This window comes from Scytonema hofmannii PCC 7110 (assembly GCF_000346485.2).
GTDB lineage: Bacteria > Cyanobacteriota > Cyanobacteriia > Cyanobacteriales > Nostocaceae > Scytonema > Scytonema hofmannii.
In genome coordinates this window covers 8,709,764-8,724,172 of sequence record NZ_KQ976354.1, presented here as the reverse complement: position 1 = coordinate 8,724,172, position 14,409 = coordinate 8,709,764, and the positions used below count along the sequence as shown (strand labels likewise).

The following is a 14,409-nucleotide window of genomic DNA, read 5'->3' as shown; positions in this document are numbered from 1 at the left end:
CTATCTGTCGCATTCTTTTTTTCCTCATTCACTGGTCACTGGTCACTGGTCACTGGTCACTGGTCACTGTTATCTATACAACCAGACGCGAAGCAATGATAGCAATTGCTCGGTATCCACAGGTTTAGTGATGTAATCTGATGCACCAGATTCAATGCATTTTTCTCGATCGCCCTGCATTGCCTTAGCAGTCAGCGCCACAATGGGTAGAGATTTATATTTACTGTCTTGACGAATCAAGCGAGTTGTTTCATAGCCATCCATTCCAGGCATCATAACATCCATCAACACAACATCAATATCTGGTGTCTTCTGTAAAAGTTCAATGCCATCTCTACCATTTTCAGCATACAGAACTTGCATTTGGTAGCGTTCTAACATACTTGTGAGAGCAAAAATGTTACGTACATCGTCATCTATAATGAGAACTTTTTTGGTCACAAGCAGGGGATCGGAATTTTGCAATTTTTCCAGTATTTGTTGCGTTGGTGCTGGCAATTCAGCTTGAACTCTGTGTAGGAACAAAGCAGTTTCATCAAGGAGACGTTCAGGAGAACGTACATCTTTGACAATGATTGTCTCTGCTAAGCGCCGAAGTTGAGTTTCTTCTGCGCGGCTTAACTCTCTTGCGGTATAGATAATAATTGGCAATGCTTCACCATTGGGGTGTTGCTTAATTTTTTCGATGAGTTCAAATCCCGTCATATCGGGTAATCCCAAATCGAGCACAAGGCAATCAAAATGTTTGTTGCGTATAGCTTCTAACGCTTCAGTTCCTGTTTTCACAGCAGTGGTGGCAACATCACTATTACCAATCAATTCTACAATGCTCTGTCGTTGGGTATCATCATCTTCTACTACCAACAAACTCTTAACTCGACGTTCTACAAAACCTTTTATCCTATTTAACGCTTGATGCAAGGCTTCGCTACTGACCGGCTTTTGTAAGTAAGCAATTGCACCTAGTTGCAAGCCGCGTTGCCGTCCTTCCTCTACTGTCATAATATGCACTGGAATATGACGGGTTTTGAGGTCATGCTTTAAGCGGTCGAGTACCGTCCAACCATCCATCCCCGGTAAGCGGATATCCAAAATGATAGCAGCAGGCTGAAATTGCTGTGCTAAAGCCAACCCCGTACTACCGTTGGCAGCAACGATACACTTAAATCCTTGTTGCCGTGCTAAGTCTAAAAGAATGCGCCCAAAATTTAAGTCATCTTCAATAATCAGCAGTAAGCGATCGCCTTCTTCAATATTGCCCCGATCATCAATCAGGGGATTGGCTATTGGGGAATTGGGAGTTGGAAGTGAATGGGAGTTAAGACTGGAGGATAACGTAGAAGTCGGAGTGGGGATGAATGGGAGTTCCCAAGAAGAGGAGTTGGGAGATGAGGGGAGGAGACGATGGGATGAAGTCACGTCTTGGGATGAGTCGCTTTGCGGTAAGGGATTAGCTCGATTGGTAACTCCAGAGGGAGACGATGAAGAGACCGTGTCTCCGTGTCGCCATATTAACGAGTCCTCATATCCTCTTGCTTGGGGTAAGTAAAGTGTAAAGGTACTTCCCTCACCCAGGCGGCTAACAAGTTTAATTTCCCCACCCAACAACCGAGTAATTTCCCGGCTAATTGATAAGCCCAATCCCGTACCACCATATTTGCGACTGGTAGTCCCATCTGCTTGTTGAAACGCCTCAAAAATTATCTTTTGCTTCTCATTAGCAATGCCAATACCTGTATCGCTCACAGCAAAGCCTATGACAGTTTGGGCGCGATTCAAAGATTCGTGGTCGTAAGTCCATCCCTGAGTTGCGACAAACATCCGCAAGCGAACTTCTCCACGTTCAGTAAACTTGAACGCATTGGCTAGCAGGTTCTTCAACACTTGCTGCAAACGTTTGGCATCCGTATGAATGCTTCTGGGAAGACCAGCAGCGAGTTCGATGTTAAAACTGAGGTTTTTGTCAGCCGCAATTTGACTGAAGGTTCGCTCAATATGTTGGTGTAATTCTGTAAACAGCATTTGGTCTACATCAATTGACATAGTCCCAGATTCAATTTTCGCCAGATCCAGAATGTCATTGATTAACGCTAACAGGTCGTTACCAGAGGAGAAAATTGTGCGGCTGTATTCGACTTGTTTATCGGTTAAATTACCTCCAACATTATCTGATAACAGCTTCGCCAAAATCAACAAGCTATTGAGTGGTGTCCGCAATTCATGGGACATATTTGCCAAAAACTCTGATTTATATTTTGAGGACAGGGCGAGTTGTTCTGCTTTTTCTTCCAAAGAACGCCTTGCAAATTCAATTTCTTGATTTTTGCGTTCAACTTCTTTGTTCTGTAACGCTAACAACTCTGCTTTTTCTTCGAGTTCGGCGTTAGTTTGTTGTAACTCTTCTTGCTGCTTTTTCAGTAATTCTTCGGAAGCTTTTAGGGTTTGGGCTTGTTGTTCCAAGCGCTTGTTTGTCTCCCTGAGTTCGTTTTGCTGTGCTTGTAACTCCTGTGCCAAAGACTGCGATTGCTTGAGTAACTCTTCAGTTCGCATGCTAGCTGCAATGGTATTTAATACAATTGCAATGCTTTCGGTCAGTTGGTCGAAGAAAGTCAGGTGAATTTCACTAAAGCGTCGGAATGATGCGAGTTCAATCACTGCTGTGACTTGTCCTTCAAATAGGACAGGCAAAACGACAACATTGAGTGGGGCTGCTTCACCCAAACCAGAACCAATCTTAATATAGTCCTGGGGTATTTCTGTCAGCAGAATGCGTTCTTTTTCCAAAGCGCACTGTCCTACCAAGCCTTCACCAAGGAGGAAGCGGTTGGCAAGGTGTTTGCGTTCTCGGTAAGCATAACTACTTAATAGCTTCAAGAATGGATTGTCTTCTAAGCTTTCCATAATATAGAAGACGCCGTGAGATGCTCCTACTAGTGGTGCTAACTCTGAAAGAATTAACTTGGATACTGTTTCTAAGTCTCGCTGACCTTGTAGCATTCGGGTGAACTTGGCTAGGTTCGTCTTCAACCAGTCTTGTTCGGTGTTCTTTTGGGTTGTTTCTCGTAAGTTCGCAATCATCTGGTTGATGTTGTCTTTCAGGATTGCGACCTCACCCAATGCTTCCACGGAAATCGAACGCGTTAAGTCACCTTTCGTTACTGCAGTTGCGACTTCTGCGATCGCTCTTAACTGAGTTGTCAGAGTTGCAGCCAGTTCATTTACATTATCCGTCAAATCTTTCCAGGTTCCCGCCGCACCAGGTACCTTCGCTTGACCTCCCAATTTCCCTTCAATCCCCACCTCACGGGCTACGGTAGTCACCTGATTGGCAAAGGTTGCTAGGGTGTCAATCATTTCGTTGATAGTTTCTGCGAGGGTTTCAATTTCCCCCTTAGCATCAAGCATCAGTTTGCGTTTCAAGTCACCGTTTGCAACGGCTGTCACAACTCGCGCAATTCCTCGCACTTGTGCTGTTAAGTTCCCCGCCATTGAGTTTACATTGTCGGTCAAATCTTTCCAAGTACCTGCAACACCCGTGACTTGTGCTTGACCGCCAAGTTTCCCTTCCGTACCCACCTCTCGCGCAACCCTAGTTACCTCAGATGCAAAGGAACTGAGTTGGTCAACCATTGTGTTGATGGTGTTTTTCAAATCTAGAATTTCACCTCTCACATCAACGGTAATTTTCTTAGATAAGTCACCATTTGCCACCGCTTTTGTCACTTCCGCGATGTTCCGCACCTGCGCCGTCAGGTTACCCGCCATCAAATTCACGTTGTCGGTCAAATCTTTCCAAGTCCCAGCAACACCTTTCACGTAAGCTTGTACGCCGAGTTTACCTTCCGTACCCACCTCTCGTGCTACCCTGGTGACCTCCGATGCAAAGGAGTTTAACTGATCCACCATTGTGTTGATGGTGTTCTTGAGTTCTAATATCTCGCCTTTCACATCTACAGTAATTTTCTTGGATAAGTCACCGTTTGCCACTGCTGTTGTGACTTCTGCAATGTTCCTCACTTGGGAAGTTAAACTTCCCGCCATTGAGTTTACCGAATCGGTCAAATCTTTCCAGGTTCCTGCAACTCCCGGTACTTGGGCTTGTACGCCAAGTTTACCTTCCGTACCCACCTCTCGCGCAACCCTAGTAACCTCCGACGCAAAGGAGTTTAACTGATCCACCATTGTGTTGATGGTGTTCTTGAGTTCTAATATCTCGCCTTTCACATCTACAGTAATTTTCTTGGACAAGTCACCGTTTGCTACTGCTGTCGTCACTGCAGCAATATTCCGTACTTGGGCGGTTAAGCTTCCCGCCATAAAGTTCACGCTATCGGTCAAGTCCTTCCAAGTTCCGGCGACTCCCCTCACATCCGCTTGTACGCCGAGTTTTCCTTCGGAACCTACTTCTCGTGCAACCCGCGTCACCTCAGACGCAAAGGAGTTCAACTGATCCACCATGATGTTCATAGTGTTCTTCAGTTCTAATATCTCACCTTTCACCTGTACTGTAATTTTCTTGGACAGGTCACCGTTTGCGATCGCAGTTGCGACTTCTGCAATATTCCGCACTTGGTCGGTGAGGTTTCCCGCCATCATATTCACCGCACCTGTGAGGTCTTTCCAAGTCCCTGCGACTCCTTTCACTTCAGCTTGTACGCCGAGTTTCCCTTCAGTACCCACCTCTCGTGCAACCCTGGTAACCTCGGATGCAAAGGAACTCAGTTGATCCACCATAATGTTAATAGTGTTCTTCAACTCCAAAATTTCCCCTTTCACATCCACGGTAATTTTCTTAGACAGGTCACCGTTTGCCACTGCCGTTGTCACTTCCGCGATATTACGTACCTGGGCTGTCAAATTTCCTGCCATAAAGTTGACGCTGTCGGTCAAATCCTTCCAGGTTCCGGCAACTCCCTTCACCTCAGCTTGGACGCCAAGTTTCCCTTCTGCTCCCACTTCACGAGCCACCCTCGTGACTTCACCTGCAAAGGAGTTGAGTTGATCCACCATGGTGTTGATGGTATTCTTCAGCTCTAAAATTTCCCCTCTCACATCTACGGTAATTTTCTTAGACAGGTCACCGTTCGCCACCGCTGTCGTGACTTCCGCAATGTTTCGCACTTGGGCGGTTAAGCTTCCCGCCATAAAGTTTACACTGTCGGTCAAGTCCTTCCAAGTTCCCGCAACTCCCCTCACATCCGCTTGTACGCCGAGTTTACCTTCCGAACCTACTTCTCTTGCAACCCTGGTGACCTCGGATGCAAAAGAACTCAACTGATCCACCATGATATTGATGGTGTTTTTGAGTTCAAAAATCTCCCCTTTCACATCTACAGTAATTTTCTTCGACAAGTCACCGTTTGCGATCGCCGTTGCCACCTCCGCAATATTACGCACTTGCCCTGTCAAATTCCCTGCCATCATATTGACGCTGTCCGTCAAATCCTTCCAGGTACCTGCAACACCCTGTACATCTGCTTGTACGCCGAGTTTACCTTCCGTACCCACTTCTCGCGCCACCCTAGTGACCTCCGAAGCAAAAGAGTTTAACTGATCCACCATCGTGTTGATCGTGTTCTTCAACTCCAAAATCTCGCCTTTGACATCAACAGTGATTTTCTTAGACAAGTCACCATTTGCCACCGCCGTTGTCACTTCCGCAATATTACGTACCTGAGCAGTTAAACTTCCTGCCATGAAATTCACGCTATCGGTCAAGTCCTTCCAAGTTCCAGCCACCCCAGGGACTTGAGCTTGACCTCCCAGTTTTCCTTCAGCACCTACTTCTCGCGCAACCCTAGTTACCTCACTTGCAAAAGAGTTGAGTTGGTCTACCATGATGTTGACCGTGTTCTTCAACTCTAAAATTTCCCCTTTGACATTAACAGTGATTTTCTTCGACAGGTCACCATTTGCCACCGCCGTCGTCACTTCCGCAATATTACGTACCTGAGCGGTTAAATTCCCCGCCATCATATTGACCGACTCTGTTAAATCCTTCCAAGTCCCCGCAACACCTTTGACCTCAGCTAGAACACCCAGTTTTCCTTCAATACCCACCTCACGAGCAACCCGCGTCACCTCAGAAGCAAAGGAGTTGAGTTGGTCTACCATCGTGTTGATGGTGTTTTTCAGTTCTAAAATTTCCCCTTTGACATCAACAGTAATTTTCTTCGATAAGTCACCATTTGCCACTGCCGTCGTCACTTCCGCAATATTACGGACTTGAGCTGTCAAATTTCCTGCCATTAAATTCACGCTATCAGTCAAGTCCTTCCAAGTTCCAGCCACCCCTGGAACTTCCGCCTGTACCCCCAGTTTCCCTTCAGTACCCACCTCACGGGCTACCCGCGTCACCTCAGAAGCAAAAGAGTTTAACTGCCCCACCATGGTATTAACCATTTGGGCAGTTTGCAGGAACTCTCCTTTGAGAGGTCTACCTTCAATTTCTGGTGCAATAGTTTGGGATAAGTCACCATTTGCCACAGCCCGGATAACACGCGCAGTTTCTGCTGTTGGCTGAACTAAATCTGTAATTAGAGTATTGAGAGAATCAACACAAGCTGACCAAGAACCTCGTACATTACCAAGGGTTGCTCTTTCGGTAATTTTACCTTCTTTCCCAACAACATTACCAATGCGTTGTAGTTCTGCTGTTAACCGCTCATTTTGTTCAATCACATCGTTGAGGGCGTCAGCTATTTTTCCTGCTATACCCGTCTGATCTATAGGCATACGAGCAGAAAAGTCGCCTTTTTTAACAGCTGAGAGTGTTTTCAATAGCTGTCTTAGATCTAAATTCTCGTTTTCTTTTGTTAACTGTTCCGCAACCATATTATTGAGCTATTAAACAGTGAGCAGTGACCAGTGACCAGTGACCAGTGAATCCCTATACTTGAAAGCAGGGGATTTGAATAATGAAGCAGTTTTTTATTTCTTCCATAAAGGGATTTTGGGGTTTGTACCACTTTATGTCTAGTCTAAGGGAGGATTGTCTAGACTATAACTAATTTAAAACACCCTGACTAAGATATATTATTGAAATCTATCCAGGGTATGAAAATTATCAATACAAGTGTACTTTCAATGAATAGTATAAATTTTTACTTTGCTATCAGATCCTCGACAGCTTCTGCGAATGCTGTTGGCGAGTTATGGGTCTGATCCCTGACCTCAGCTATAGGTGCGAAAGAGAGCTTCGCAGTCTCCATTTTGTGCATCTGGCTGGGAACGAGAGACGAGAGATAACCACGTGAGGGCTAATGTGGTACTTGACCTTAATCATGAAATAGTTTTCCGTCAGCAAGGGTATAAATATCTTCTTCTGGCTCTGTTATAGAACAGAAATCTGGTTCACTTACTACTGATTGAGCATATTCTGGATCATGAAATGGTTTGCCATCAGCTAAGGTGTAGATATCTTCTTGGTCTTTAAGAAAATCAAAATCTGAATTTTTCATTGCTACTGTTAGCAATTCATATTCTTCTAGTTCTGCTTTTTTGAGTATGGAAGCTTCCAGTGCTTCAAGTCGTTTTAAATCATCATAGGTAATAATTGCAGCTGTTGCTTTCCCTTGCTGTTCAATTACTATACGTTCTCCACTTTCTGTAACTTTATGAATCAGATCTGGAAAATTGTTGTTATCTACATTTATGTTGACTTTTGTCATATGGAACTCCTATTTGATTTTTAAAAGTAATGAAATGTAAAATCTCGCTAATTCTGTTCGGAGTAGAGCTTTAGCGCTGTTCGCGAAGCGTGGCGTCAGCCATAGCGCAACTACGAACCAGTGACGATTATTTGCTCCGACTTACTTAAACCGTAAACACATAATAGCGAAAATACGTGGTAAAGTCCGCAAAAACGATAGGGATCTAGCACCTTTCCAACCAAAATTCTTCAAAATAACGCTCTTTTATCACTCTATAGAGAGAAATAGTGAGAGAGCGACTTACCGATGTTTTACAAAGGGATGTTGTCAGCAACCCTTAACGTGACAAACAAGACCGATGATGCGAATTGACTCTCCACCAGATTAACCACTGGTAACAATTAACTTTATTAATTAAGATTAGATGGCTAATGGTAAAAAAATAGGGCTCTTCAGTACTTGTTATTTTAGCATAACAAGTACTGAAGAGCCATATATTTACAGGTGATAATGGTTTAGGTAAAAGTTTTTTACTTGATATTGCTTGGTGGGTTCTGACCACAAGTTGGGCTGACCAACCAGCATACCCACAACAAGTCAGAGGTGAAAATCCACAAATTACGGGCGTAGTTAGCACTAAAAAAGAAATAAGAGAGTATCAGAGTTACTTTGATTTTTCTGAACAACAATGGCGTCATTTACAAATGCCTCCTTTATTAAAAGAGGTAGTTATTTATATGCGTGTTGATGGTAGTTTTTCTGTTTTTGACCCAGCTCGTCAACGCGATATTGCTTACAATTTTAATCCAAATACACTGTGGAATGGATTAAAGTCACAAGATAAAGTTCTTTGTAATGGTCTAATTCAAGATTGGGTAACATGGCAGAATCAACCCAATAAATATCCTTTTCAACTCTTTTCTAATGTCATTAAAAAACTTGCACCCCACCCTTCAGAATGGATACAAGTGGGAGAACCAACGCGAGTTTCTATTGAAGACGTGCGCGATATTCCTACAGTTAATCTGCCTTATGGGAATGTTCCTGTCACTCAAACATCAGCCGGAATGAAGCGTATTTTGGGACTAGCTTATTTACTAGTGTGGACTTGGTACGAACATAAAAAAGCTTCTGAACTGCGACAACAAAAGCCAGTAAATCAGATAGTTGTACTAATTGATGAAATTGAATCTCATTTACATCCCCGTTGGCAGAGAGTGATTTTACCAGCTATTTTAACTGTGGCGTGTGAATTACAACCTTGGACGAAAATACAGGCTTTAGTAACTACTCATTCGCCACTTGTTCTTGCTTCCTTAGAGCCAAAATTTAATGAGCAAGAAGATAAATTATTTTTATTTAAATTACAAGATAAAGAAGTTAGCCTTGACGAAGTACCTTGGTCAAAACAAGGGGACACAGTTGGATGGTTAACCTCAGAAATTTTTGGCCTCAAACAAGCCCGTTCCCAAGAAGCAGAAATCGCAATTGAAGCAGCAGAGGCTTGGATGCGTAATGATGAGATGAATGCGTTTCCAGAAAATCTGAGAAGACCAACACAAATTCATCAGGAACTTCAAAGAGTTTTACCAGGACACGATCCATTTTGGCCTCGTTGGATAGTACTTAGTGCTAAAGGAGTTGAAGACTGGAGATTCGGGACTAATTGACGACAGGGAGCCACCACTTTTCCAACCCAAATTCTTCAAAAGAATATGACTACTTGCTAGCTCTACCAACAAGATAGCTAAGAAGACTACTGACTGTAGAACTGAGGGCAGCAATTGCAAACCTAATTTTGCCCTCCGATGCACTATCTTGTAAAAGAATTGTAAAGGCATAAAAGTCAATTAGCAACACTAACAAAAGTGCTAATAAAAACACACCTATGTCCTTTACCCAAAAACTTGCTCGTTTTTGCTCGCGTTCAAGCTCTTTATCTCGATCTCTATTTTTGCGTTCCGACTCTGCATCTTCAGGAGAGGATAAATTTAGGGAACCCGTAGCAACTAATTTTTCTGTTGCAGATGATAGGTTGAGAGAACCTCCTGTAATCAGTTCCTCTGGTTCATTAGGAGCAGCCCCACGGGCGGCGCACCACCCGCTACGAATGAAAGAAACATCTTTCCCCTACTTCCTACTCCCTATTCCCCACTCCCCTGTTTCTTGAGAGTTTGCATACTAAAACGGCGAAATTAAAAATTGATTTAGGGAATACTGATTTCAGTAGCTAGAGGCTGATCTGGCTCTGCAATTCCAAATTTCTTCCCTTTTTCTTTAGCTATTACCATGATTTGCATTAATGCAATTGCCTGACGCAAAACATCACTTTTACTTCCACCAATCTTTTCAGCAAGTTCCTCCAATGTCTCGTTCAGTTCAGGTGATAAATCTAGATTGAAGTGAACCATCTCTTTTGTATTACTCATAGTGTCGTCTTTGTATCAAACAGTAAGTACATCATAGCGAAAAGATGTTATGAGAAGTAGTTCTCAGTGGCATGCAATTATAGTGTTATGTACGAACCAGTTGGGACATTTATGACAAACCCTATTTTGGATCAAGGCAAACGGGTAGCATTTGCAGCATTTTCTTTTAGTATTTTATTTTACAGCCAAGCTGTACTAGCTACCGTTATTCCACCACTACGAACAAAAAAGGCAATGGTAGTATCTGCTAATCCTTTGGCTAGTGAAGCAGGAGTGAAGATGTTACGCAAGGGTGGGAATGCAGTTGATGCAGCAGTTGCTACAACTTTTGCGATCTCTGTTGTAGAACCTTTTTCAGCTGGAATTGGCGGTGGTGGTTTTTTACTGTTACGTGAGTCAAAAACTGGTGAAATTAAAGCTTTAGATTTCCGGGAACGTGCGCCAATCAAAGCCACCAAAAATATGTACTTGGATGCACAAGGCAAAGTAAGCCCCAATCTAAGTATTGACGGCTACCTAGCCGTAGCAACACCAGGAACTGTGGCGGGGATGTATGAAGTTCATCGACGCTATGGTAAACTACCTTGGCAAGAGGTGTTGAAACCTGCGATCGCTCTTGCAAAAGACGGTTTTACTCTCAGTCATCGGGTAACTTGGCGTTCTTTGAAAGTGTATGAAGATCGCAAACAGGTTATTCTCAACAACCCAGCAGCACGAGCTATTTTCACTCGCAAGGGAGAGTTTTATCAACCAGGTGAAAGGCTAGTACAGCAAGATTTAGGCAAAACTTTAGAAGAACTTGCCAAAAATCCTCAAAGCTTTTACACCGGAAATATTGCCCGCACCATTGCTGCTGACATGGCAAAAAACGGGGGGTTAATTACTTTAGAAGACTTGAAATCTTACAGAACAACTTGGCGTACTCCTGTCTGTGGCAATTTCCGCAAAGCCAAAGTGTGTTCAATGCCACCACCTTCCTCAGGAGGAGTTCATTTATTACAGATTTTAAATATTATTGGTGACACCGATCTGAAATCCTTAGGATGGCATCACCCAAATGCATTACACCTTATGGTGGAAGCTATGAAAATTGCTTATGCAGATCGTTCTCAACATCTAGGCGATCCAGATTTTGTTAAAGTACCCGTAGCACAACTTCTTAGCGGTGCTTATGCAAAAAAACGCCGCCAAGAAATAGATATGCAACGGGCGAGATCTTCCACTAAGGTAAAACCTGTAGACTTCCAAACATTACAGCAAGTAAATTCATCTTCAATACCTGCAACCGTTAACACAAATCCAAAATCCAAAATCCAAAACCCAAAATCCAAAATTCAAAATCCAAAATCCAAAATCCAAAATCCAAAATTCTACGAGTCTCCGGAAACAACTCATTTAACGGTTGTAGATGAACAGCGCAATGCAGTTAGCCTTACGTTCACTGTTAACTACGGTTTTGGTTCTGGAATCGTAGTGCCTACAACTGGTATCTTACTTAATGATGAAATGGATGACTTTGCAGCTGCACCTGGAGTTCCCAATGCTTTTGGACTTGTCGGTAATGAAGCCAATGCAATCGCACCACGAAAAATTCCTTTATCCAGCATGACTCCTACCATTATCACCGAAAGCGATCGTCTCCGCATGGCAGTAGGTGCGCCTGGTGGTGGCACAATTATTACTCAAGTATTGCAAGTTCTTCTTAATGTGCTGGAATACAACATGGATGCAGGTTCTGCCGTATCCGCACCACGCATACATCATCAGTGGTTGCCAGATGAATTGAGAGTAGAACCTTTAGGTTTAGATGCTCTTACCATCACAGAATTACAAAGACGGGGACACAAGATTCAGCAGACTGCGCCTTGGGGAAATATCAACACAATTTTAGTCGCACCTGATGGAACTTTAGAGGGCGCAGCCGATCCGCGCGGAGAAGGTTCCGCAAAAGGCTATTAAATTGACTTTCTCAATCCAAAATGGTATTAACTCTTAACTTCTACCGATTCAGAGCTAAACTCATTTGCACGTGCGTTAGGTACTAATGTCCAGCCTGCTTTTAAAAGTTTTTGGTAAGTTGCCCAACCTTTAGAACCTCCTGGTATTGGATAATCGGGGACAGAAAATTGTCGAAACGCGGTGTAAGGACGCCAAGGCTGATTGGGTGCAGTCTGCAAATGCAGAATCTTTTGCCCACTTTCGCCAGACTGTGATAACCAGCACATTTGTCTATACATAGTACACTCCTTAATCTTTTGAGCTATTGAATGCATATTCGCAGACTTATGTCAAGTATAGCCTCACCCAATAGAGGTAATTTTTCTCTTTAACTTTGTCGCCAAAGCTACAAAAAAGAATTACATATGAGGAAATTTCTCAAGAACTTTACAAACGCATACATAGGTTAATGAAAGCAAACTCTTAAGTAGTCGTCATAAGCTGCGTACAATTGGGACGGATGAAAATAGGCATTGGGCTTTGTGTCTATGTACCTGTATACCCAATGTTATTTGCAGTTCCGGAGAATTTATGTATGTTTGAGTACTTTTTACAATGGTTTTAGTTAAAAAGATTGATATATATTTTACTATTTTCAATACTATCTGAATTGAAAATAGGGCATTGGGCATTGGGCATGAGAAAAGAATTATTGTCATGGCAAGGTTTGTGAGATTTGTTAGCGAGACCATCGCAGAAAGTAGTTAGTACTTCTTATTTATATATAATTGTTCAACAAGAAGTTTGCAATGAACAATTTATTGATAACTAACAGTTTTTTTGATTTTGAATTTTTAATGATTGTCATTAGTTATTTGTTCTTTGTCATTGGTCATTTGTCATTAGTCATGAATAAAGTTTTTGGTGAGCAATGCCCACCCTAGTGCTACTGCTACTGCGTATATTTCAAAAATTAAATAGGATTCCTATAGAGAACTTGCTATTCTTAATGAATACAACGGTACACAAACAGTATACTCGTTCTACGGGCGAGTCTACGCTATGTCCGGACACTCTCTTTACATAATAACCAGTGACCAGTGACCAGTGACCAATGACTAATAATTATGATAAAAGTTCTTCATCTCTCTGATATCCATATGGGAAGTGGTTTTTCCCACGGAAAGATTAATCCCGAAACCGGATTGAATACGCGATTGGAGGATTTTGTCAATTCTCTGTCTCAATGCATTAACAGAGCATTGTCAGAACCAGTCGATTTAGTCATTTTTGGAGGTGATGCTTTTCCCGACGCAACTCCACCTCCATACGTACAAGAAGCTTTTGCCAGTCAGTTTCGTCGTCTTGCAGATGCCAACATCCCGACGGTTCTCCTTGTAGGAAATCACGATCAACACTCTCAAGGACTGGGGGGCGCTAGTCTTTGTATTTATCGTACCTTGGGTGTACCGGGAGTGGTTGTGGGCGATCGCTTAACAACTCATCGCATTACAACTCGTAATGGGTTAATACAAATTCTTACCCTTCCTTGGCTCACTCGCTCGACTTTGATGACTCGTCAAGAGACTGAAGGTTTATCTTTAATAGAAATTAACCAGCTGCTGATTGAACGTCTTGAAGTAGTACTAGAAGGAGAAATTCGCCGTCTTGACCCCAATGTACCAACTGTTCTTTTGGGTCATTTAATGGCGGATAATGCATCTTTGGGAGCAGAACGCTATTTAGCAGTAGGAAAAGGTTTTACACTTCCTATCTCTTTGCTAACACGACCTTGCTTTGATTATGTCGCCTTGGGTCACGTACACCGTCACCAAAATCTCAATAAGTCTAACGATCCCCCAATTGTTTATCCAGGAAGTATCGAAAGGGTGGATTTTAGTGAAGAAAAGGAAGAGAAAGGTTATGTGATGTTGGAAATCGAGCGGGGTGACGCGCAGTGGGAATTTTTTCCTTTACCCGCACGAACTTTTCAGACTATTGAGATTGATGTCTCTAAGATAGAAGATCCGCAAACAGCAATTGTGAAAGCGATCGCAAAACACAACATCCAAGATGCTGTTGTGCGACTGATTTACAAACTGCGTTCCGAACAACTAGATTTAATTGATACTTCAGAATTGCACCGTACTCTCAGTGCAGCTCATACCCATAGCATCCAACCAGAACTGATCAGTCAATTGGCTCGTCCCCGCATTCCTGAGTTAAGCGCAAGCAACAGTATTGACCCGATGGACGCGTTAAAAACTTACTTGAACAACCGTAATGACCTCAAAGACATAGCAGAGTTAATGTTAGATGCAGCACACAAGTTATTAGCTGATGATGTAGAAGTTTCACTCGAATCAGTGATCCAGTGACCAGTGACCAGT

General features: G+C 42.9%; 8 protein-coding genes. 4 read left to right on the top strand and 4 right to left on the bottom strand.

Going from position 1 to position 14,409, the window contains the following annotated elements; translation table 11 throughout:
* Nucleotides 1-69: 69 nt before the first annotated feature.
* Both WA1_RS36935 and WA1_RS36930 read right to left on the bottom strand, forming a co-directional pair.
* Complete coding sequence (locus WA1_RS36935) at nucleotides 70-6,834, bottom strand: HAMP domain-containing protein (RefSeq protein WP_066613142.1); 6,765 nt, start codon at nucleotides 6,832-6,834, stop codon at nucleotides 70-72.
* Between the two features lie 443 nt (nucleotides 6,835-7,277).
* Entirely contained in the window at nucleotides 7,278-7,670 is a 393-nt protein-coding gene (locus tag WA1_RS36930) for a type II toxin-antitoxin system Phd/YefM family antitoxin (RefSeq protein ID WP_017746780.1), read from the bottom strand.
* A 464-nt stretch (nucleotides 7,671-8,134) separates the two neighbouring features.
* On the opposite strand from WA1_RS36930, the gene WA1_RS36925 reads away from it, so the two are divergent.
* On the top strand, nucleotides 8,135-9,322 hold the full coding sequence (locus WA1_RS36925; RefSeq protein WP_419183629.1) for an AAA family ATPase: 1,188 nt from the start codon (nucleotides 8,135-8,137) through the stop codon (nucleotides 9,320-9,322).
* 218 nt (nucleotides 9,323-9,540) lie between these two features.
* A complete protein-coding gene (locus tag WA1_RS36920; RefSeq protein WP_017746777.1) occupies nucleotides 9,541-9,822 on the top strand; it encodes a hypothetical protein in 282 nt (93 codons plus the stop codon).
* A 37-nt stretch (nucleotides 9,823-9,859) separates the two neighbouring features.
* On the opposite strand, the gene WA1_RS36915 is transcribed toward WA1_RS36920, so the two are convergent.
* On the bottom strand, nucleotides 9,860-10,081 hold the full coding sequence (locus WA1_RS36915; protein ID WP_017746776.1) for a ribbon-helix-helix domain-containing protein: 222 nt from the start codon (nucleotides 10,079-10,081) through the stop codon (nucleotides 9,860-9,862).
* A gap of 111 nt (nucleotides 10,082-10,192) precedes the next feature.
* On the opposite strand from WA1_RS36915, the gene ggt reads away from it, so the two are divergent.
* Nucleotides 10,193-12,040 (top strand): gamma-glutamyltransferase, encoded by a 1,848-nt coding sequence (gene ggt / locus WA1_RS36910; protein ID WP_026135036.1) that lies wholly within the window; start codon nucleotides 10,193-10,195, stop codon nucleotides 12,038-12,040.
* Between the two features lie 26 nt (nucleotides 12,041-12,066).
* On the opposite strand, the gene WA1_RS36905 is transcribed toward ggt, so the two are convergent.
* Nucleotides 12,067-12,318: a hypothetical protein gene (locus WA1_RS36905; protein WP_017746774.1), complete on the bottom strand. Its 252-nt coding sequence runs from the start codon at nucleotides 12,316-12,318 to the stop codon at nucleotides 12,067-12,069.
* A gap of 828 nt (nucleotides 12,319-13,146) precedes the next feature.
* On the opposite strand from WA1_RS36905, the gene sbcD reads away from it, so the two are divergent.
* Nucleotides 13,147-14,397 carry an exonuclease subunit SbcD gene (sbcD, locus tag WA1_RS36900; RefSeq protein ID WP_033336165.1) on the top strand — a complete coding sequence of 417 codons (1,251 nt, stop codon included), beginning with the start codon at nucleotides 13,147-13,149 and terminating at the stop codon, nucleotides 14,395-14,397.
* The last annotated feature ends 12 nt before the right edge of the window (nucleotides 14,398-14,409 follow it).

Coding starts and splice junctions, on each gene's coding strand:
- WA1_RS36935 (WP_066613142.1), bottom strand. CDS start 6,834: ATGGTTGCGGAACAGTTAACAAAAGAAAACGAGAATTTAGATCTAAGA.
- WA1_RS36930 (WP_017746780.1), bottom strand. CDS start 7,670: ATGACAAAAGTCAACATAAATGTAGATAACAACAATTTTCCAGATCTG.
- WA1_RS36920 (WP_017746777.1), top strand. CDS start 9,541: ATGTCCTTTACCCAAAAACTTGCTCGTTTTTGCTCGCGTTCAAGCTCT.
- WA1_RS36915 (WP_017746776.1), bottom strand. CDS start 10,081: ATGAGTAATACAAAAGAGATGGTTCACTTCAATCTAGATTTATCACCT.
- ggt (WP_026135036.1), top strand. CDS start 10,193: ATGACAAACCCTATTTTGGATCAAGGCAAACGGGTAGCATTTGCAGCA.
- WA1_RS36905 (WP_017746774.1), bottom strand. CDS start 12,318: ATGTATAGACAAATGTGCTGGTTATCACAGTCTGGCGAAAGTGGGCAA.
- sbcD (WP_033336165.1), top strand. CDS start 13,147: ATGATAAAAGTTCTTCATCTCTCTGATATCCATATGGGAAGTGGTTTT.